The 21,886-nt window shown below is 35.2% G+C and carries 13 protein-coding genes; 3 read left to right on the forward strand and 10 right to left on the reverse strand.

The window, feature by feature from the left end; all coding sequences use genetic code 11:
- The first annotated feature begins 40 nt into the window (after nt 1-40).
- Both GWR14_RS14730 and GWR14_RS14735 read left to right on the forward strand, forming a co-directional pair.
- On the forward strand, nt 41-454 hold the full coding sequence (locus GWR14_RS14730) for a hypothetical protein (protein WP_163409831.1): 414 nt from the start codon (nt 41-43) through the stop codon (nt 452-454).
- 300 nt (nt 455-754) lie between these two features.
- The gene (locus GWR14_RS14735; RefSeq protein ID WP_163409832.1) at nt 755-1,849 is read left to right on the forward strand and encodes a DUF695 domain-containing protein; all 1,095 of its coding nucleotides are present in this window, start codon (nt 755-757) and stop codon (nt 1,847-1,849) included.
- A gap of 78 nt (nt 1,850-1,927) precedes the next feature.
- On the opposite strand, the gene GWR14_RS14740 is transcribed toward GWR14_RS14735, so the two are convergent.
- The gene (locus GWR14_RS14740; RefSeq protein WP_163409833.1) at nt 1,928-2,536 is read right to left on the reverse strand and encodes a 5'-methylthioadenosine/S-adenosylhomocysteine nucleosidase family protein; all 609 of its coding nucleotides are present in this window, start codon (nt 2,534-2,536) and stop codon (nt 1,928-1,930) included.
- A gap of 181 nt (nt 2,537-2,717) precedes the next feature.
- Between GWR14_RS14740 and GWR14_RS14745 the strand changes: the two genes are divergently transcribed.
- Nucleotides 2,718-4,673: a glycoside hydrolase family 97 protein gene (locus GWR14_RS14745; protein ID WP_163409834.1), complete on the forward strand. Its 1,956-nt coding sequence runs from the start codon at nt 2,718-2,720 to the stop codon at nt 4,671-4,673.
- 150 nt (nt 4,674-4,823) lie between these two features.
- Here GWR14_RS14745 and GWR14_RS14750 read toward each other — a convergent pair whose 3' ends face one another.
- The 9 genes from GWR14_RS14750 to GWR14_RS14790 all read right to left on the reverse strand — a co-directional run bounded on the left by GWR14_RS14750 (nt 4,824) and on the right by GWR14_RS14790 (nt 21,635).
- Complete coding sequence (locus GWR14_RS14750) at nt 4,824-5,513, reverse strand: dioxygenase family protein (protein ID WP_163409835.1); 690 nt, start codon at nt 5,511-5,513, stop codon at nt 4,824-4,826.
- 293 nt (nt 5,514-5,806) lie between these two features.
- Nucleotides 5,807-8,629: a M16 family metallopeptidase gene (locus GWR14_RS14755; protein ID WP_163409836.1), complete on the reverse strand. Its 2,823-nt coding sequence runs from the start codon at nt 8,627-8,629 to the stop codon at nt 5,807-5,809.
- Nucleotides 8,630-8,833: 204 nt separating this feature from the next.
- Nucleotides 8,834-10,897 (reverse strand): protein-disulfide reductase DsbD family protein, encoded by a 2,064-nt coding sequence (locus GWR14_RS14760; protein ID WP_163409837.1) that lies wholly within the window; start codon nt 10,895-10,897, stop codon nt 8,834-8,836.
- Nucleotides 10,898-11,179: 282 nt separating this feature from the next.
- Nucleotides 11,180-12,571 carry an alpha/beta hydrolase family protein gene (locus tag GWR14_RS14765; RefSeq protein WP_163409838.1) on the reverse strand — a complete coding sequence of 464 codons (1,392 nt, stop codon included), beginning with the start codon at nt 12,569-12,571 and terminating at the stop codon, nt 11,180-11,182.
- A gap of 19 nt (nt 12,572-12,590) precedes the next feature.
- Entirely contained in the window at nt 12,591-14,585 is a 1,995-nt protein-coding gene (locus GWR14_RS14770) for a TlpA family protein disulfide reductase (RefSeq protein WP_163409839.1), read from the reverse strand.
- Between the two features lie 64 nt (nt 14,586-14,649).
- Nucleotides 14,650-16,056 (reverse strand): RagB/SusD family nutrient uptake outer membrane protein, encoded by a 1,407-nt coding sequence (locus GWR14_RS14775; protein ID WP_163409840.1) that lies wholly within the window; start codon nt 16,054-16,056, stop codon nt 14,650-14,652.
- An 11-nt stretch (nt 16,057-16,067) separates the two neighbouring features.
- Nucleotides 16,068-19,673, reverse strand: coding sequence for a SusC/RagA family TonB-linked outer membrane protein (locus GWR14_RS14780; protein ID WP_163409841.1), 3,606 nt, complete (start codon nt 19,671-19,673; stop codon nt 16,068-16,070).
- Between the two features lie 124 nt (nt 19,674-19,797).
- A complete protein-coding gene (locus tag GWR14_RS14785; protein ID WP_163409842.1) occupies nt 19,798-20,937 on the reverse strand; it encodes a FecR family protein in 1,140 nt (379 codons plus the stop codon).
- A gap of 134 nt (nt 20,938-21,071) precedes the next feature.
- Nucleotides 21,072-21,635, reverse strand: coding sequence for an RNA polymerase sigma factor (locus tag GWR14_RS14790; RefSeq protein WP_163409843.1), 564 nt, complete (start codon nt 21,633-21,635; stop codon nt 21,072-21,074).
- Nucleotides 21,636-21,886: the final 251 nt, after the last annotated feature.

The following is a 21,886-nucleotide window of genomic DNA, read 5'->3' on the forward strand; positions in this document are numbered from 1 at the left end:
GTTAAGAGTTATAAGTTAGTGGCTATTATAGAAGAAAATCATGATTAAAATAGAATTTGAAAAACCGAATATAGAAACTTGTGACTGTTGCGGAAAGGAAACAATAAAACTGACAAGATTTGTTTATAAGGATGCTGATGCTTTTGCAATTTATTACATAAAATTCACCAAAGATCATGACGAAAAAATTGCTACAGGAATAATCAGTATTGGAGATTGGGGAACTGACGAAGAACCGAAAAATAGATTCTCATTTCCATTTAGAATTTGGACGAATAGTGACAATTTTCAAATCGGACTAATCGATAAGGAAGAGTCTCCATGGAAACAAAGTTTACTCGGAAAAATATTGGACAGAAAAGATGCTTTGAAACATCCTTGGATAAGCGAAGTATTCCATATTACAGATCATATTGTTCTTGAAGATAAAGAAGTGGTTGAATATTTCATGTAAAAATAACAGCCACTAACAGCTACAACGGATTTGAGCAATAGACTTAATGGAAAAATGGTTTTGTATTTGGAATGATTTGGCAAATCCGAGGAATGGGCTTAATTTAGTCCCAAACCCGCTATAGTAGCAGAACGTTATACGAAAGCCGTTTTGAGAAATTCTCAGAATGGCTTTTTTATGGATTTCTATTTAACTTATTTACCACCAGCATGTTCTAAAACAGCTTTTATTTTCATAGAAATATTCTTATGTTTTAAAAACGCTTTTTCTTAAGTTTGTTTGTAATTTAATTTTTAATAAATGAGTTTTCTTGATAAAATATTAGGCAAAAAAGAGACTCCAATACAATCTAATAATGATTTTTGGAATTGGTTTTTAAAACATGAAAAAGAGTTTTTTAAAACTGTTCAAAGTGGGGAGAATATACACAAAGGCTTTTTCGATAAACTGGCTCCAAAGCTGGATGAAATTCATGGCGGAATTTATTTTCTTACCGGAATGTTTGATGACCAGACAGCCGAATTAGTTCTAACGCCTGACGGAGTCATCAGAAATATTTACGCAATCGAGGAATTGGTAAATGCTGCTCCTAAAATTGAAGGATGGAGGTTTACTGCTCTTAAACCCGCATCAGATATAAAAGATGTAAGTATTAACTATGAAGGCTTTAAAATCAACAAAGACAATTTAAAGTTCTATCCAAACATTCACGAAAGTTATCCTGATGAAATAGACTTAACTATTGTTTATGATGATTTTGAGGAAGAAAAGAAATCATTTGCGACGAATGGCGTTTATATTTTCTTAGACAATTATTTAGGTGAATTACATTCGGTTACTTTGATTGACAACATGAAAATTGTCGGATCAAATGATATTTCGGAAGAATTAATTCCGATTGAAAAATTAAAAGATTATTTGATTTGGAGAGAGAAGGAATTTGTTGAAAAGTATGAAGGAACAAGACATAATACAGAGAATGATGGTTATGCTAATTTTGAAGGCAAAAAGCAGGATGGTGCTGTCGTTTTAGCGTTAATAAATACAACGTTAATTCAATGGGATAAAAAAGCATCACATCCATGGGTTTTTATTGTTGCAATACCATTTGAAGACTGCAATAATGGCGGATTACCGGATGAAAAAACATATAAACTGTTAGAAGAAATTGAAGAAGAAATTGTACAGATGTTACCGGATTCTGATGGCTTTTTAAATATCGGAAGAGAGACAGCCAATAACAAAAGAGAAATCTTTTTTGCCTGCAAAGACTTCAGAAAACCTACAAAAGTTGCTGACGAATTAATAAAAAAGTACCGTAGCGTTTTTGAAATAAGCTACGAAATCTACAAAGACAAATATTGGCAGTCATTTAGACATTTCGAACAAAATTAAGCTACAAAGCCGTTCTGAATCATTTCCGGAACGGCTTTGTTTTTCTTTAATTGTCTAAATTAAATTTATCAAGGACAATCAAGCTTCTGTTACTTTATCTTTTTTATTTATTTTCAAAAGTTTTCCAAAAGCTACTGCTGCTTTGTGTACCTGAACCGACCAGTCTTCTGCCGCATTATCATCGGCACCGTCTGAAATATATTTTAAACATAAAAACGGAATATTTTCTTTCATAGCAATCATAGCCAAGGCATAAGCTTCCATATCTACAACATTATACAAGACTTCGGCATGAGCCATTTCAAAACTATCACCCGTTCCACAAATTCCTTCCGGCAGACCTTCCATTTTTAAGCCATATTCCAGAACCGGAGGCAGCCCGGACAAAGGGGTTTCATACAGCTGAAAGCCCAAACCACGTACATCCATATCTCGTTGAATAAATTTGGTACAGCAGACAACGTCTCCTTTCTGAAAAAAATTACTTCCGGCAGAGCCCAGGTTAATAATTAATGACGGCTTTTTATGCAAAATAGCTTTAGACAATTCGTACGCTGCATTTACCTTCCCTATCCCTGTTATGATTGTATTGCATTCATCAAAAACATCAGCAGCCTCAGATGCCAATGCAAAACTGAATAATGTGTTTTCTAATAAAAATGACTGTTCTCTGTCTATTGTTATCATTCGCTTTATTTTTTTGAATATGCAAAAATAGCAATATCCAATAACTTTTTTTTTACACCACACTCTTTTTACTCTATTTATAAAATTGAGAATGCCGCTCTTTCACAAAAAAAGTGTTATTTTTACACTTATATCAATTTTTAAAAGAGAAAATTTTACTAACAACCAACCAAAAACCACAATGAGATTATTTCTAATCAGTCTATTTTTTGTGTCTCTGACAAATTCGTTTCAGGCACAGTCTGTATCCGCTTTAAGTCCTGATAAAAACATTAAACTTGAGGTTTTCGTTTCAGACGGAAATGCTTACTACAGTCTGTTTTATCAAAAAGATCAATTCCTTGACAAATCAGCTTTGGGGCTTGTAAGTTCTGCAGGAGACTTCTCAAAAGGGCTAAAACTTGCTGATCATACCTCAGCTAAAATTCAGGAATCTTATCAGCTGAACCGCTCAAAAGTCAGTCAGGTTAATTATAAGGCAAACGAGTTAAAATGCATTTTTACGAATCCTGCAAACGATACCCTAAATATAATTTTCAGAGTTACAAATACTGATGTAGCTTTCAGTTACCTAATTCCAAAAAGCAAAAAAAATAATGCTGACTGTACTGTTGAAAAAGAAATAACAGGTTTTAAACTTCCAATAGGCACAACCACTTTTATTACACCACAGGCTCCGCCATCAAGTGGCTGGCAAAAAACAAAACCGTCTTATGAAGAAGAATACACCAGAGAAGAACCTGTTAGAACAAAATCACAATACGGTCTGGGTTACACTTTTCCGGCACTGTTTCATTTGGATGATAAAGGATGGCTTCTAATTTCTGAAACCGGTGTCAGCGATACTTACGTAGGAACCCGGTTAAGCGATGCCAGTTCAGACGGAATTTACACCGTTACTTTTCCTCAGGAAGGCGAAAACAACAATCAGGGACCTGTTACGGCTACTGCAGTTTTACCAATGCAAACTTCGTGGAAAACCATTACACTGGGCAGAACGTTAAAACCAATTGTTGAATCGACTGCTTCAACAGATGTGGTAAAACCGCTTGTAAAAACTTCAAAAATATTTGATGCAGGCCGTGCAAGCTGGAGCTGGATTGTCTGGCAGGACGAAAGCTGCAACTATAACGACCAGAAGATTTTTATTGACCTTGCAGCCGATATGAAATGTGAGTTTATCTTAATTGATGCACTTTGGGATACTAATATTGGAAAAGAAAAAATGGCTGAACTTATCAATTATGCCAAATCTAAAAATGTTGGTGTTCTGCTTTGGTACAATTCTAACGGAAACTGGAATACTGCTCCACAGACTCCAAAAGACAAAATGAACACCGCTGAAGCCAGACGTAAAGAAATGCAATGGCTGCAGGAAATTGGCGTAAAAGGCTTAAAAATAGATTTTTTTGGCGGAGATAAACAGACCACAATGAAACTGTACCACGATATACTTACCGATGCAGCAGAATTTGGACTGAACATCAATTTTCATGGTACTACTCTTCCACGCGGATGGGAAAGAATGTATCCTAATTATATGACAAGCGAAGCAGTACTGGCATCTGAAAATCTGGTTTTTCAGCAGGCGTTTAGTGACCGCTATCCTTCTACAGCCACTATTTATCCTTTTACCAGAAATGCTGTAAGCTCAATGGATTTTGGACCGGTTTTCCTTAACAAGCGTCTGCACCGAAATCCTAATAAGGGAACAATTCGTAAAACTACTGATGCTTTTGAAATGGCAACAGCTGTTATCTTTTTCTCTGCCGTTCAGCATTGGGGATTAACACCTGAAAATTTAAAGGAAAAGCCTGCATATTTATTTGATTACCTGAAAAGTGTTCCGACTGTATGGGATGAAACCCGTTTTATAGAAGGTTATCCAGGAAAATATTGTGTGATTGCCCGCAGAAAAAACACAAAATGGTATATCGCAGCTATCAACGGGGAAAACAGTACTAAAAAAATCACTGTAAATCTGCCGATGCTTAAAGGTAAAAATGTCTCTATTATTTCTGATATTTCTGATGGTAACGGGCAGGAATCAAAATTTAGTACTCAGAAGTTTGGTAAGGAAACTAAATTCAATCTGGAACTTTCTGCCAATGGGGGAAGTGTATTATACATTCCTTAGAAGATTATCATTCATAAAAACCAAAAAAGTCACTCGTTTTGAGTGACTTTTTTTCGACTAAATCTATCTATTAAAAAAGGGGTATTGGGCATTTATATTGAAATAAAATTATTTTTCTGCTTAGTGCAAAAAGATAATGCATCGCTCAAATTACGCTACAGTAATCTTTTTTAGCAAAGTATAACCATCGATATTATTTCCGGTAACAGAATCAGCCATATTTCCGGTTAAGCTATTCGAAAATATACTATCCTGTGTATTGGATGTGTCAGGCGCCCCATTATAACCATCAGCTGTATACACCGACATATAAGCCGAAACCGGAAAAGCAATTTGAGTGACCAAAAGTGATCTGCCTTCGGGAGTCAATATTTCAACATGAATATGAGGTGCTCTTCCCGAATACCAGCCCGGAAATATACTAATGAAAGAAACCTTTCCGTTTTGGTCTGTAGTCTGTCTTCCTCTTAAATAGTTAGCGCTGGTTTGTGTGTTATATTGAGAGTATAATCCGTCCTTGTCACATTGCCAGACATCTACAAATACATTCGCAAGCGGTGTACATCCGTTGCTTTGGTCTTCTATGGTCAGAGTCATTAAAAGTGCAACACCTGTCCTGTCGCCTATAATACTTGCCCTCACATACTGGACGGGAGTTAATATAGGAAACGGTCCTCTGGTTTCAGTTGGTGAAAGACTGCAATTGTCCCCCGAGTTATTACCTGTATCATCTGATGATTCGTTATCATTATCTTTTGAACAGGATGAAATAACGGCTGGAAGTGCAATAATAGCCCCGAATCCAAAAAGACCACTTCTTAAAAACTTTTTTCTATCCATAATTGGTATTGTGAAGCTAAATCTGAAATAATGCGGTTTGATTATTCTTAAAACAATTTAGCTATAAAAAACCCTACCTTTTTAATTTCATTTAAGATAAATTATTGAGACTTTTTATCATTATCCATCATAATTTACTGATTATAAAACTCAAACGTAATCAGTTCATATTATAAAAGAGTAAAGCAAAAAAAAAGAGCTGTCGTAAAACAGCTCTTTTAGGTTTTTCAAGTTAGTTGTATACGCTTACTAATTCAAAATACTTCTAAATGATATATGAAAAACCGATAATCTTAATATTCCGGAGCAGCAATCTGAGGTTTTGACTTCATGATTACTTCAACGGTTTTGGGTTTCGCAAAAAACTCTTTTGCAAAAGCTTTTATATCTTCTGCTGTAACTTCGTTTAAAGTCTTTTTATAGGTAACGTCATCTTTAAACGTTTCATTGTTCAGCATCATATTATTTAAATTTCCTAACCAAAATCCATTGGTTAAAACCTTCTCTGCCCTTGCTTTTAAAAGCGTCTTCCTAATAGACTCAATATCCTCTTCTTTTGTTACATCTTTTTGCGTTAAATTAATCTGCTCATAGACGATTTTTGTTAGTTTTTCCAGTTTTGCAGGATCACAGTCAAAATTGATGGTCATTGAATACTCATCAGATGGTAAACGGCTAACTCCTGATGAAACATGAACACCATAACTTCCGCCCTCTTCTTCCCGAATTAAGTCAAGATATTTCTTAGAAAGTAATTCAGCCAGAATATGTGATATAAACACATTTTTATAGTTGTACGGAAACTGTTTTACAAACCGGATATAAACGCTCGCCTTCGGGACATTCATTTCACGAACCAATAACTCTTTGGAAATTCCCGGTGCCGGATCAAGATGATTGTCTATAAAATTTTCTTTTTTATTGACATCTGATGAAATACTTCCGATATATTTTTCGATTAATGGCAACACGTTTTCAGGAAGGTTTCCGGTAAAGACGAAAGTAAAATCTGCTGCGTTCTGAATTCTTTCTTTATAAAGTTCTGATGCTTTTTCAAAACTCAATTGTTTCAGGAATTCCTGGTTTACTAACGGAACCCTTTTGTTTCTATTGTAATTCAGCTGTGAAATCGTATCCTGAAAAACTTTCGGATTCGTATTCGCTGCGTTCTCTAACGAATTTTTAAAACCTGTCAGCATTCTTGCGTAAGAATCTTTATCAAATCTTGGCTGTTCAAAATACAGATACACCAATTGTAATAAAGTCTCAAAATCCTTTTGATTCCCTGAACCTTGAAAACCTTCTGTCAATTCTGTGATGTAAGGTTTTACATTAGCAATTTTACCGTTTAGTTTGTCTTTTAAATCGGTACTTTTAAATGCGCCTAAACCAGAACTTTCTACCAGACTTACTGCAATTTGCGAAGACGGAATATCTTCTGTTTTAATTAAGGAACTTCCTCCTAAACTGTAAGCAGAAAACAAAATTTCGTCTTTTGCCAATGTTGTTGGATATAAAACGATCTTGGCTCCATTTCCCAAAACATAACTTTTCGCTCCTTTGATTCCTTCAATTGGCGCTTCTTTTGTTACTTTAGAACCTTTCAATTCTGCCGTAATCAAAGGCTGATCAGTATCAGTTTCTTTGTATTTTTCAAGAGGCATTTTCTTTACCTCAGACATAATTTTCAGATAATCTTCTTTTGTCGGATATACTACATCACTTTTATCTGGACCAGTAACCGTCATGACAATATTATCGGTTGTCTGAAGCTTTTTAACCGCCTGATTGATTTCTGCAAGCGTAATCGAAGCCAATCTGGTTTTTATGTTTTCATACTCCGTTTCGATGCTTTCAAACGGAACTGCTTTTAGGAAATATTCTACTAGTCGCTCAGAAAATTCATCATTATCAATTTTATCTTTGTTTTGAAGCAGGTTTTCAAAATAACTCAAAACGCTTTCTTTGTTTCGGTCTAATTCTTTTTGCGTAAATCCGTAACGAATCGCTCTTTCGGTTTCGGTCATCATTTCTTTAAAACCTTCGGCTGTTTTGTTGTTTTTTGGAACCACATATAAACTGTACGAATTCGTTAATCTCGATACTTCTGATGGGCCTGTTGCCATTTTAAGTACAGCCGTTTCATTGTTTTGAATGAATTCCTGATAACGTCTGTTGATCATATCGGTACATAAATTATTTACCAAATCTCTTCTGATCGTTTCGTTATTCTTTACTTTATCATAATCTTTTTTGTAGTAAAGTACGATGGATGTTTCCTGTGCTTCTTTGTCTTTAGCCAAAACATATTCCATACCCTTATTTTTCGGAATCGAAACATAATAACGTTCCGCTGGATTTTTAGGCATTTCTATAGAAGAAAAAGTGGCAATGATTTTCTTTTCAATTTCTCTCGGGTCAATATCTCCAACCACAATAACAGCCTGTAAATCCGGACGGTACCATTTTTTATAATAATCTCTAAGAACCTGATAATCAAAATTATTAATGATATTCAAATCGCCAATTACGTCACGTTTTGCGTATTTAGAATCCTTATACAATGTTTTATCTGTTTCTAAACGAAGTCTGAAATCTGAATCACGTCTAGTACGCCATTCTTCTCTAATTACGCCTCTTTCGGCATCAATTTCTGCATCTTTCAGCAAAAGAAAACCGGACCAGTCGTGCAGTGCCAAAAGACATGAATCAATCAATTTAGAATCGTTTGCAGGAACATTACTTAAATTATAAACGGTTTGATCCTGTGCGGTATAAGCATTAATATCTGCCCCAAAACGAACTCCTTTTTTCTCCAGCATGTCGATAATGCCTTTTCCTTCAAAATTTTGTGTACCGTTAAAAGCCATGTGTTCCAGAAAATGTGCCAGTCCGTTTTGGTCATCATTTTCTAAAATTGCTCCCACATTTTGGGCAAAATAGAAACACACTCGGTCTTTTGGATATTCATTATACAGTACATAATATTTCATTCCGTTCTTTAATTTTCCTGAAACTACATCTTTGTTCAACAGAATGGTAGTCGAAAACTGAGCGGCACTTTTAAATCCGATTAAAAGGACAAAAAGCCAATATTTTGATTGAAAGACTTTCATTTGATATTTATTTTTGATTGTTGGGATGTTTTTTTAAACACATAGAGACATAGTTTTTTCTTCTTTTTTTGAGAGAGTATAAAAGAGAAACCAGTTTCTCAACACATAGACTAACTATGTTTTTTCAAATTAATGAAATGCCTTTTACGCAATCCAAATTCTATGATTCTATGTGTTTAAAAAAATGACCCAAACAGTATTTGATTATTTTTTAAAATTCCGGACTCCTTCCTGAAGCCAATTGTAATACGCATTAATATCCGGATTGTATGCCGATGGTTTGTTGAGATCTTTTTCGTTATGATCCATTAAAACATAATACGGCTGAGCGTTGGTTTTGTATTTTAAGATTTGAAGTTCGCTCCATTTCTGCCCTGTATATTTCAAGACTTTACCTGTGATTTTAGAAACTACCTGTTCATTTTCCGGTAAGGGCCTTTTGTCATCCACGTACAATGAAATCAGCACCACATCATTATTCAAAACATTCAAAACTTTTGGATCAGGCCATACACGTTCTTCCATTTTACGACAGTTCACACAGGCGTATCCGGTAAAATCAATCATTATGGGTTTGTTTACTTTTTTCGCGTAAGCTAAACCTTCGTCATAATCATGAAAAGCCGGAATTCCGTTTGGCCCGCTTTCTGCTCCTTCCGGCAACGCACTTTTTTCTGCAGTTTGTGCTACTGCATTTCCAAAACCATTTGGTGATTCACTATATTGTTTTGCCGGCGGAAAACCACTTATATATTGTAATGGAGCTCCCCACAGCCCCGGAATCATATACACCACAAACGACAAAACGATAATTCCTAAACTCAGTCTTCCCACAGATATATGAGTTGAAGGCGTATCGTGCGACAACTGGATTTTTCCAAATAAATACAAAGCCAATACAGAGAATATAGCAATCCAAATGGCAAGGAATACTTCTCGTTCTAATAAATGTAATTGTAAAACTAAGTCGGCGTTGCTTAAGAATTTAAGTGCTAAAGCCAATTCCAGAAAGCCTAAAACCACTTTGACCGAATTCAGCCAGCCGCCCGATTTCGGAAGTGAATTCATCCATCCCGGAAAAGCAGCGAATAAAGTAAAAGGTAAAGCAATCGCTAATGAAAAACCCAGCATTCCGACAATTGGCGCAATTCCTGCCTGACTAGCCGCCTGAACTAATAAGGTTCCGACAATTGGTCCGGTACATGAAAATGAAACCACCGCTAATGCCAGTGCCATAAAGAAAATTCCGAAAGCACCACCAATCTCCGATTTCTGATCGATTTTAGTCAGCCATGAACTCGGCAGTACAATTTCGAAAGCTCCTAAAAATGACAAGGCAAAAACCAATAAAAGCAGGAAGAAAACAATATTGAAAACTACGTTTGTTGCCAAAGCATTCAGCGCATCTGCACCAAAAACTGCGGTAACCAAACTTCCTAAAATCACATAAATCACGATAATAAAAATACCGTACATCATAGCGTTTCTGATTCCTGCAGCTTTGGTTTTACTTTGTTTGGTAAAGAAACTCACCGTCATCGGAATCATCGGAAATACGCAAGGCGTAAACAAAGCAGCAAGACCTCCTAAAAAGCTGAAGAAAAATAATGTCCAAAGGCTTTCTTCAGGGGCTGTTTTTCCCGAAGAAGCTTTTTCGGCTGAATTATTTAAAATTTCAGGAGTGTTTTTGCTGACAGTGCTAACAGAGTCTGCTGTGTTGTTTGTGGTATTTTGTTTAGTAATAGATTGGTCTTTTACAGACAAATCAGTATTTTGTTGCTCTGTTTCAGCTGTTTCTTTTTTGATTGGTGTTTCCGACTTTTTAAATGTAAATTTTACTTCTTTTTCAGAAGGAGGCAGACAGCTATTATCGTTGCATACCATAAAAAATACAGTAGCGTCGATTGTAAAAGCATCACTTGTTTTTCGTTCGATATTTTGTGTAAAAGTGGCTTTTTCTTCAAAATATTTAATCCGCATCTGAAAAACAGGATCGTCTACTTCATGTCCTTTGGGCTCAATTACTGATCCTGTTTTTTTATAATTTTTAGATGGCTGAAAAGTAAAACTGGTTGGCGCAGGCCCTCCTTGTGGTACATTCTGCGAATATACGTGCCAGCCCTTGTCAATTTTGGCAATAATAGACAAAGTGTATTTGTTTTCTCCTATCTCTTTTACTGAAGTTGTAAACGAAACGGGATCGTAAATTTGGGCAGTAAGATGGCTTATCGCAAAGAATATTGCGATAAAAAGGAATAATTTTTTCATGATGTTAGAGAAATATACTTATTGTATTTTTTTGTCTAAATGTTGTTTTAAACACATAGAATCATAGGATTTAGATTGTCTATAAAAGGCATTTCATTTGTTTAAATAAACATAGATATAGGGTCTTCAAACTTTGACAAAGTTTTAATCTTTGACAAAGTTCTCACAATACTTACACAAAGCTATGTGTTGAGAAACGAGTTTCTCTTTTATACTCTTTTCAAAAAAAATAAAATCTATGTTTCTATGTGTTTAAAAGTTACTGCGGATTATAAATCATTTTTATTTTTTATATCGATCCAAAATCCACTTTGCAATATCGTTTAAAACCTCTTCGGCAAAAACCTCATCAATTTCTTTGGCTTCGTTCTGCGTGCAAGTTTTACAATGCTGATACATGTGATTTAATCCCGGATAAATCTTTGTAGTTAGATCTTTAGTACCCAAGTATTTTTTGAAAGACTCAATATTCTCAACCGCCGGAACCTGAATGTCTTTATCGCCGTTTGCTATAAATACAGGAATAGTAATTTTGGGCAGAAAGTTTTCAGGTTTGTAATGAATCGTGTAGCGGTACCATTTTCTGTCAGCATCTTTTCCATAGCGATATAAGAAAGTCTGATCGCGTCCGTCCCATATCTGAACTTCTTTTAAAGTTGTCGTGTCTTGCTTCTGCATCCATTCTTTCAATTTCAATTCCATTGCAGGTTGGGCCGATTCTCCGTCTTTGGTATCGTAAACCACTTTAAACATGATGTTGTACATTTCCATCTGTTTGGCTACCACTTTATCTGAAAATTTATAGCTTTTTAGAATTGCTGTATTTTGAAGATTCAGCATTTCGAGTCCGCTTACTCCTACTCCTGACAAACTGATCATGAATTTTACATCTTTGTTTCTGGAAGCTACAATTGAAGCAATCATTCCGCCTTCGCTGTGACCGATTAAACCGATATATGAAGCACCAACGTTTTTATCACTTTTTAAATAGGCAATTTCTTCCTCAATATCATCTGCGAAATCTCCGGTTGTAGCGGCTTCAAAATTACCTGTCGTTTTGCCAAATCCACGGTCGTCTACACGTAAAGAAGCAATTCCGTTTCTTGCTAAATAATCGGCTAAAACGGTGAAAGATTCTCTTCCCATGTACGTATAATTGCGATCGTGCTGTCCCGTTCCTGAAATTAAAATTGCTAACGGATATTTCTTTTTATTTTTCGGAACGGTCAATGTTGCGCCGTAAGTCAGTTTGGTATTTTTTCCTGAAAAGGTAAAATCTTTTACTTCATACGGATAAGGTTTCTGTGGATGCTGTGCAAAAAACAATGGCTGAATACTGTTTAGTTTCTTTAAAACAATCGCAGCATTTGGAAATGAATAATTATTGAATACACCTGTAATTGCAGTTTTATCAGCATTGTATTTTCCTTTAAAAGTAAAATCATACATTTTATTTTTAAAGAATATACTATCCTTGTCTTTTCTGACTCCTACTTTAATTGAATCATAAGACATCTCCGGAATGCTTAATAAAAGTGAATCTTTTTTGCTGTCAAAATCACCTTTAACAATAATGCGGGAAGAATGGTGTTGCCCCTGCCAGATGGTTTGCGAAAAACCGATCTGACAAGACAAAACCGTAATAAGGAGATATAAAAATTTATGAATTTTCATGATTCAGTTCCTTACCGGATTATTTATTTTCAGCTTTTAAATGCTCGACAATAATTGAAATTTCGTCAGCAAGTTCGCTTGGGCTTCCAAAATAGCCATTGGACATCCATCTTAAATTTCCTTTCTGATCGATAATCATTTTTTCTGGAATTCCGGAAAAATGAAATGCTTTTGAATATTTGTCGTAAACTGCATCAAACTTACCCGTTTTAGGATTTTTGCTATCGTAAAGAATGGTAAAATCGAATCCTTTTTCTTTGATAAAAGCCTGAGTCTGTGACTTAAAATCTTTGATATATTCCATCGTATCTACAAAATAGAATTTCACGTTATCATCGGCTTTGTATTTATTCACTGCCATATTCATTCCCGGCATTGCATTTTTACAAGGACCGCACCACATAGCCCAGAAATCAAGCACAACGATTTTACCTTTTTGATCGGCTAGTTTTACTTTTCCGCCACGGCTGCTTTCCATTTCAAATCCGTCAATTGGAAGATTGATTAATTCTGAGATTAATTTCTTTTTGTGCTCTTCGCTGGAATCTGCTTTTAAAGAATGTAAATACGTATCAAAATCTGCTTCCTTTTTACCTTCTTTCAAATAAACTTCTTTTAAAGATGCAATAGTTGCAGGAGTAATCTGGTTTTGTTTAGCTGAAAGTTCTATAAACGTTTTTGCCTCCGCTGTCTTACCTTCTCTCAAAAGCATTCTTGCGTAAACCTCGTTGTAGCTTGCATTTTTATAAGCCATTAATGGTTTAATTTTATCCAGATATTTTCTTTCTAAATCGTAATTTTTGAAGATTTCCTGAATTTTAGCATACGTAAAATATTCTCTTGTACCGTATTGCAAGGCTAATTCCTGCCATTGCGATAATGATAATTCGCCCACTTTATCTTTTGGTAAAAATGCTTCTCTTTTTTCCATTTCCGGAATAATCACATCAGCATATTTCTTTAAAGTCTCCAAATTTGCTTTTTCGCTTCCCTCCTGATCCCTGTCAAACGGAATGCCAACCAAATGCCAGGCATAATCTATTAAGTTCGTGTACGAAACTTTAGGCACACTGTTGATTGCATAATTGTAATCTTTTTTGTTCATGATATATCCGTAAGCAATGCTTTTGAACATTTTATCGTAGTACAAACCTTCTGTATCTGTTAGAACGTCTAAGAATTTTTCTTGTGGAAAGTTTTTCTCAAAAGTGTTGTAAAGCTGTACTTTTTTATCAAAATTCGCTTCCGTAAAAATCTTTTTAATTTCAATATCACGGGCCCAAACTCCTTTTGGATATTTAGTCAATAAAACCTTCTGAACAGAATCTATAAATTGAGTTTCTTTCTGCCAGTCTAAAAGCTGTAATGTTTTTTGAACTTTATATTGATGCTCATTGTCTAAATTATCTCCCAGAACAAATCTAAGTTCGCTTTTGATACGTTTTGTAGGATCGCCCGGTTTTGCACTTTTCATCAACTTTAAACCTTCATAAAAAACATCTTTACGGCTCGCTGGATGGTGCTGTAATTCGTAATTCACCCACATTAAACTGATTGTATCATTAATTGCAGATATTGGATCCAGAAAATTTGGACGCTGATCTGCAAATGACTCATTTCTAAGAATTCCCCATCCAAGATATGACCCCGGAGAATCCTGAAGCATCCAGCTGTAGGTTTCTTTTCCGCCTTTATCAATCAAAGTATCTGAAGTAAAAACACAGGTAATAAGTGCTGCATCGTCGTTCAGTTTTACTTTTGTTTCCCATTTTTTATCGACTGTTGGTTTTAAAGTAATATCGGCCACTTTCCATTTAAAACTTCCGTTGGTGTAGATACGCCCGGAAACTTTTTTGGCATCTTTTAAAACCGTTCCCGAAGGATCGTACGTAATCGTAATTTCTTCTCCCGGTTTTGGAATTTTCGGAGTAACATCAAATCGTGCTGCTTCATTTTGAGCATAAGAAGCCGCAGTAACACTTAAAAAAAGTGCTGCTAATCTTAATAGTTTCATTTTTTCATTTTTGTTTAAGCACGTTCAGAGAAACCTGAACGTGCTATTTTTGAATCAATTCCTTTTAATTATTTTGCTGCAAATCAGGAGCATAATCAAAGTAGCTCTCTGCAAAAGGAAACTGATAACGGTTTCCGTTTGGTTCAAGGGTAAAAGTCTCAGTTAAATACTTGTGTGTAATTGTTTTTGCAAAACGAGAGTCTTTGTTAAGACGTTTTAAATCAAACCATCTGAAACCGCCTCTGCACATTAATTCTCTTCGGCGTTCTGCCAAAACTTTTACCAGTGCATCATTGGCATCAACGGCTGTTAAGTCTGTATAATCTGCTGCTTTGAAACGGCTTTTTCTAACGGTATTAATGGTTGTCATAGCTGCTGCAGTACTTCCTGCTCTTGCTTCGCACTCTGCTTTTATCATATACATTTCAGGAACTGTAGGCCCTGCATTTCTTCCATCTCCTGTTAAAAGTTCTTTACAGTATGCCCTTCCTTGCGGGATAGATCCCCAGGTCATCGTATTTAGAGATCTGGTATACAACTGATATCTTAAATCATTAGGATCAAAAGAATTCAGTAATTCGTCACTTAGCGATAAAACCAAAGGCGAATACATATAACTATTAGATTGTTTAGATAATATGATTTCTGAGTCCTGATACGTTTTTGGCCATGAATAATCTCCTAAACTTGCATAATCTTCTAAGTTCAATAATTTATTTTGTAAAGCTAAAGCCGCTTCTGCATTTTGTTGTGCTTCAGGATATTTCCCCATATACAAATAGGTTCTTGCCAAAAGTCCGTAAGCCGAAGCTTTTGAAGAAAAACCAACATTTCTGCCTGAATTAACCGGTTTTAATCCCGAAGCAATTGCCTCCGTTAAATCCTTTTCAATAAGATCGTAAATCTGCTTAACAGTCGCTCTGGTAATGTTTTGATCCACCGTAGGTGTAGTAAACATAGGCACTCCCAAGTCGGTTCCTGATGTTGCAGGATCGTATGCTTTCCCAAAAGTATTTACTAATGTCAGATAAATAAAAGCTCTGTGTACCTGTGCTTCTCCTTTTATAGCCAGACGTTCTGCATCTGTACCGTTTGTGCTGGACATTACTTCAGAAATAACAATGTTGCAGGTGTACAATGCTGAATACAACGCATTCATATCACTGTCAGTTTCTCCAACCGGAATGATTTCATCAGCCCACTTATAGGTTTGTACAAATGGTCTGTAATATAATGAACTTCCATAATACTTATCAAAATAAGCTGCATGATCATCTCTCATGACAATATCGTCTGAGGCTACATCAACCAGGCTATATGTTATATTAAACTTACTGGCTCCCTGCAAAAGATACCTGTAATTGGCCATTTCTTTCGGAATAAGTTTTCCTTCTGTCTGTATGTCTACATAATTATCGCAGCTTGTAAAAAGTGCCGATAAAATACCTATATATATTAAATACTTTTTCATCATTTCAGCTTTTAAAAATTAAAATTGAATCCTACTGAATACAATGCCGTTGGCGGTAACTTCATCGTTTTACCTGTGTAAGGAAGGAAATCAGGATCTAAATTATCATTGTTTTTTCTCCAGATAATTCCAAGATTTCTGGCCGAACAGGTTAAAGATGCACTATCAATAAAAGTATTTGCAAATAAATTAGTCAAATCATATTTTAATGAAACTTCTTTAAAACGAATATGATCTCCGTCAATCACACGATTATCACTAAATACATAACGTGCATAGCTGTAACCTCCCATTCCTCTTACACCCGGAACATTTGTTGTAGCCTCATCTCCCGGATTTCTCCATCTCTGATCAATTTCTGCATTTAAATCGTATGCGCCAAAAGTTCCATATCTGGTAACATAACTGTTGAATGCCGGTTTAAACAATACATAATCTAATTTGTAAGTCGCTAATAAGTAAAGAGATAATTTTTTATACGTAACATTAGCACTTAAACTTCCGTAGTATTTTGGTGTAGAAGTTCCCATATATTTCATGTCTTCGATGTCTTTCAAAGCCGTATTCGATTGTACAATGTTACCGTCTTTGTCATACACCTGAACAGATCCTGAGGAATTTAATCCTGCATTTCTAAAGGCAAAAATACTGTTGACCCCATAACCTACAATTGGAGGTGTACTTCCTGTTCCATTTAGATATAGCGAATAATTGGTATATCTTGAATCTGTAACTTCATTGGTATTGTATGATGTTACTAAAGTCATATCCAATCCAAAATCTTTCGATTTAACTAATACTCCTGTTAAATTTAAATCGATACCATGGCTTTTCAGCGTTGATGTATTTCTTACTAAAGTGTTATTTGGGATTCCATAAAACGGTGAAACCGGAAAATCCTGAATTAAATCCCTGCTGTCTTTTTGGTAATATTCTACAGTTCCGTTTAAACGATAATTAAGAACACTAAAATCAAGACCAAAGTTCATGATTCCTGTTTTTTCCCATCTTAAAGAAGGATTAGCAGCTGCTGAAACAAAAGCATATGGCTGTTGCGAAAAAGTATCAACATCTGCCAAAGATATATTCGTAAAAGGGAATGTGGTCAAACTAATGTTTCCGTTGTAACCATAACTCGCCCTGAAACTTAAATTATCAATTGCCTTAACACCTTTCATGAAATCCTCTTTAATGATATTCCATTTAAAACCTGTTGACCACAAAGGTGTTCTTCTGTATCTTTTATCAACCCCAAAGTTGTTGTAATCATCTAAACGGGCACTTCCTGAAACGGTATATCGGTCAGCATACGTATAAGAAGCATTTCCGTAGTAAGATAAAAAACGACGAGTCTGGCTTTTTAAGGTATTATTGTAACCAATAGTTTGTGCATAACCATAAATTGTATTAGGCGTATTGGAAGGAAGATCTATGGAAGTCTGAGAGTTTTCATTATAACCGTATAATGTTCCTCCTTCCTGCATTTCTTTAGTTTCCCTAAACTCAATACCTCCAAGTACGTCGATAGCGTGTTTTTCTGCTAAAAGATTATTGTAGACCAACTGTCCTCTTCCCGTATAACTATCTTTCTGATATCTTGTGCTTTGGTCGATTCCTCCAACAGGGACTCCATATACCAATTCTCCTGAACCATTAACAGAAGTATAGCTATTGATAAAATCCCTGACAAAATAGCTGTCTGGATCATTAAATTTTCTGCTGTCAGCATTAGAATGTTCTATAAAATAAGTTGCAACTGCATCTAAACCTTTAAATAGTGGCGCTGTAACAGAAATATTAGCGGAGTAATTTTGTTCTTTACTGCCAGTGCCTCCGTAATTTTGCTCATCCATATAATTGTAAGTCCATGGCAGATATCCCTGACTTTGAAGTCTTTCACTGTCTGCACTGTAAAAACGTCTGTAATACGATACAGAATTTCCGTTTTCATCCACAATCTGATCGTAAGGTAAAAAAGAAGTTAATGAAGACGCCAAAGGAGATAACCCAAGACCATTTTGATCAAAATTGAAAAAAGATCCTTTCAAACTTGTATTTACTTTTAAATAATCAAGCAGTTTAAAATCCTGGTTTACTGTAAAAGTCATACGTTTTCCTCCTGTACCAAGAGTTTGTGTTTTTTCGTTAGAGAAAGAAGCTGAAGTAAAATAGGTATAATCATTTTCTCCTCCGCTGAATGAAAAGTCATAACTTTTGGTCTCAGATGGACGCATAAAATATTTGCTGATCTGGTCGTAATTATTTCTTCCTCTTAAAATATCCAACTGCGCATTTTTTTCTGCAGTTGTAATCGTGCCTCTTTTTTCCTGAAACATATATTCAACTCCCTGACTGATTGGTGTCGAATAATAAAGACTTGTTGCAGCTGCAGGGTCGGTAATAATTCCTTTATCAACCAATTCCTGCTCTAAATTTAAAACCTGAGAAGAATTCATTAAAGGCAAACCTGACAAAGAAGCTTTATTGGCGATTCCGTAATTTTGAGAAGCACTGAATCTTGTTTTTCCTCTCTTTCCTTTTTTAGTTTCGATTACCATAACCCCATTGGCAGATCTTGCACCGTAAATAGAAGCCGCTGCAGCATCTTTCAAAAAGGTAATTTTTTCGATGTCTTTTGGATTCAGGGTTCTAATATCCAATTCAGTCGGAGTGCCGTCTAAAATAATCAATGGCATATCATTGGCACCACTCGTAGCATATGTAGACTGGCCTCTGATTCTGAAGTTATAGCTTGAAATCCCCGCCGCATCGCCGTATAAATTTCCGTAAACAAACGTATTATCAGAATCCATTACGTCGATTGCCAAACCCGCAACCTGACCTTCCAGCTGGTGCATTACGTTTGATACCGGGATTTTCTCCAGTTCTTTTGCTGTAATCGTAGACACAGAACCTGTAGAACGTGTTTTCGCAATTTTCTGGTAACCGTTGTTTACAACAATTTCGCTCATTACCGAGATTTTCTCGTTAGCTATTACTGTTACACTGGACCGACCGTCAAGGTTTACTTTTGTCGTTTCAATAGTTAACCCTGAAGTTTCGATAACAGCATTTGACGGTACGTTGTGTAAAACAAAACTTCCGTCAAAGTCGGTTACTGCCCCAATTCTGGTACCTACAACCCAAACGTTTACACCCGGGTAAGGCTCATTTTTAGAGTTAATCACCTTTCCTTTTACATCTATAGAACCTGTTGTTATTGCTGCTTTATCATCTGAACTGGCAGACGTTACCACAATTGTTTTGTCCTGAATGGTAAAACTAAAAGGCTGTCCGGCAAAAAGAATCCCTAAGGCTTCCGAAACAGATTTTCTCTGAATATTTAAATTTACAGGTTTGGCATTCTCTAAAATTTTGACATTATAAAAGAACACATAACCTGTCTGTTTTGTAATATTATCAAATACTTTTTTAAACGTAAGACTGGTTCCCTCAATGGTTACCGTTTTACTATTTTGCGCTACAGCTGTAAACGCAAAAAGCATAAATAATATAAGGTATAATTTTTTCAAATTATCTGTTGTTTTTGACCTGAACTTTGCCTTACTGGCATAATTCTGATCGTGACTTAATTTTTGATTAGTAAAAAATTTCATTACTTTTGAATCGGCTGGTTAATAATAGGATCGGTTAAAAATTTTATTAAGAACTTCGCTGTAAATACCCAGGGCGCGGGAACGCTTTGGGTATTTTTTATTTAGCGGTTCTTGTTTCACATTCTTACTGTGTCACAATCACCTCCTTTCCTGAAATTTTAAAGTGAATATCTTTGCTTTCAAGCATTTTTAATACCTGATTTAATTTTAGGTCTTTTTGGATCGCACCTTCAAAACGCTCATCCGGAATTTTGCCTTTATAAATCACATCAACATCGTACCATCTTTCGATTTCACGCATGATTTCATCATATCTGGCATTTTCAAAATAGAACAATCTGTTTTTCCAGGCTACAGCCAATTCTGTATTGACTTCTTTGGTACGCATCGAATGTTTATCAGGAGAAACCACAACCTGCTGTCCCGGTTTTACCAGTGATGAATTGCTTCCTTCGGTAATTTTAATTTTTCCTTCCAGTAAAGTAGTTTTTAAAACCGGCTCATTTTCATAAGCTCTAACATTGAAATGTGTTCCCAAAACCTCAACTTCCTGATTATTCGAAAATACTTTAAAAGGCATTTTTGCATTATGAGCCACTTCAAAATAAGCTTCACCGGTTAACACCACTGTTCTTTCTGTTCCTTCAAAATAAGTTGGGTATTTTAATGATGAGCCGGCGTTCATCCAGACGTTTGTTCCGTCCGGAAGTGCAATCTGAAACGTTCTTCCGTTTGGAGTAATCAATGTATTATAAGCCGCTTTTCTGTCGTGCTGACCATTTTCTTCATAACGAATCTGTCCGTCTTTATCTTTGGTAATAACAACATTTTGCTGATTGGCTACAACACCATTTTTCTGGTCGTTCAAAACTACTTTTGAACCATCAGCCAATGTCAGTATAATATCATTACTGTTCTTTTTTTCTTTTTCAACAACTCCGTTATCAGTTACAGGAACTGCATTTTGGATTGTTGTTTTAGTTTGGGTAAAATATCCAATTCCGATAAATAAAATTACAGCTGCTGCAATGGCATATTTGTAGTAAGGTCTTATGCGTGTTTGAGGAGTAATAATTTCATTAATATTTTTCCATGCTCTGTCAAGATCGATTTCCTGAGGCTGAAGATCGGTTTGATAGTTTTTTTGTACTCTTTCAAAATATTCCCTGTTTGAGTCAGACTCATTGTACCATGCAGCAAAAACTGATTCTTCTTCGGGGCTGAGAGTATCGTTGATTTTCTTTATGATCAGATTAAATTCCATTTTGAGAATTCGTTTAAATTAACAATTACCTGATGTAATTTATAACTAAGACAATCGGATTCTATAAATGGGTGACAAAAGTTTAAGAAAAAATAAAGAAAAAATTAAATTTCCTATAAAGAGGAATAATTTTCTTACTGTTTAATTGAAAGCAATGCCAAAATCACAACCAAAGACTGACCGATTTTAGTTTTAGCTCTTTGAAGCTGAGTCTTTACCGTATTGACAGAAATGCCCAGCTCATCAGCGATTTCATTATAACTGTAGTTTTCAATAAATTTTAATTTAAAAACCTGCTGCATACTTTCAGGAAAAGTGGCAATGATTTTTAAAATCTGATTGTATAGGATGTTTTTTTCTTCATCAGAAATCAAATCCAGATCTTCATCCAGAATAAGCATAGAGTTTAAATCTATTAAATTCAAATCGTCTGTGACTTTGACCGCTTTTAGGTAATTGATGCATCGGTTACGAACCATTGCAAACAAATAGGCTTTTAACGAAGTTTTAATTTCAATGTCTTTTGCGTTTTCCCATAATGCAATAAATACTTCCTGTACTACATCTTCACTCGCCTGCTGATCAAACAGAAAATTGTTAGCATACAGAACCAGCCCTTTATAAAAATGATTAAAGACATTTTTATAAACGGTTTTATTTTGTTTTTGGAGTTCTTCTAAGGCGATATTTATTTCCAAAATAAAAACTAAACGCTAATTAATTGTAAAAAAACAAAACTATATAAATTTAGGTTATCTTCAAATATCCATCAAATTTCTTTGAATACTATCAAAAAATACAATCTAAAATGGCCGATATTTAATAAATAGTAAAAAAAGAAGATTTAAATTATTATAAAAAAAGAATATTAGTACTAATCTTACGCTCTTAAATCGTGTTCTAAACTACTATTTTTTTATCAAATAATTCAAAATCATCCGTGAGTGGT

Origin of the sequence: Flavobacterium ajazii, assembly GCF_010614725.1 — a bacterium.
Lineage (GTDB): Bacteria > Bacteroidota > Bacteroidia > Flavobacteriales > Flavobacteriaceae > Flavobacterium > Flavobacterium ajazii.

Excerpts from the sequence above, each read along its gene's own strand:
- GWR14_RS14730 (WP_163409831.1), top strand. The coding sequence starts at position 41 with ATGATTAAAATAGAATTTGAAAAACCGAATATAGAAACTTGTGACTGT.
- GWR14_RS14735 (WP_163409832.1), top strand. The coding sequence starts at position 755 with ATGAGTTTTCTTGATAAAATATTAGGCAAAAAAGAGACTCCAATACAA.
- GWR14_RS14740 (WP_163409833.1), bottom strand. The coding sequence starts at position 2,536 with ATGATAACAATAGACAGAGAACAGTCATTTTTATTAGAAAACACATTA.
- GWR14_RS14745 (WP_163409834.1), top strand. The coding sequence starts at position 2,718 with ATGAGATTATTTCTAATCAGTCTATTTTTTGTGTCTCTGACAAATTCG.
- GWR14_RS14750 (WP_163409835.1), bottom strand. The coding sequence starts at position 5,513 with ATGGATAGAAAAAAGTTTTTAAGAAGTGGTCTTTTTGGATTCGGGGCT.
- GWR14_RS14755 (WP_163409836.1), bottom strand. The coding sequence starts at position 8,629 with ATGAAAGTCTTTCAATCAAAATATTGGCTTTTTGTCCTTTTAATCGGA.
- GWR14_RS14760 (WP_163409837.1), bottom strand. The coding sequence starts at position 10,897 with ATGAAAAAATTATTCCTTTTTATCGCAATATTCTTTGCGATAAGCCAT.
- GWR14_RS14765 (WP_163409838.1), bottom strand. The coding sequence starts at position 12,571 with ATGAAAATTCATAAATTTTTATATCTCCTTATTACGGTTTTGTCTTGT.
- GWR14_RS14770 (WP_163409839.1), bottom strand. The coding sequence starts at position 14,585 with ATGAAACTATTAAGATTAGCAGCACTTTTTTTAAGTGTTACTGCGGCT.
- GWR14_RS14775 (WP_163409840.1), bottom strand. The coding sequence starts at position 16,056 with ATGAAAAAGTATTTAATATATATAGGTATTTTATCGGCACTTTTTACA.
- GWR14_RS14780 (WP_163409841.1), bottom strand. The coding sequence starts at position 19,673 with ATGAAATTTTTTACTAATCAAAAATTAAGTCACGATCAGAATTATGCC.
- GWR14_RS14785 (WP_163409842.1), bottom strand. The coding sequence starts at position 20,937 with ATGGAATTTAATCTGATCATAAAGAAAATCAACGATACTCTCAGCCCC.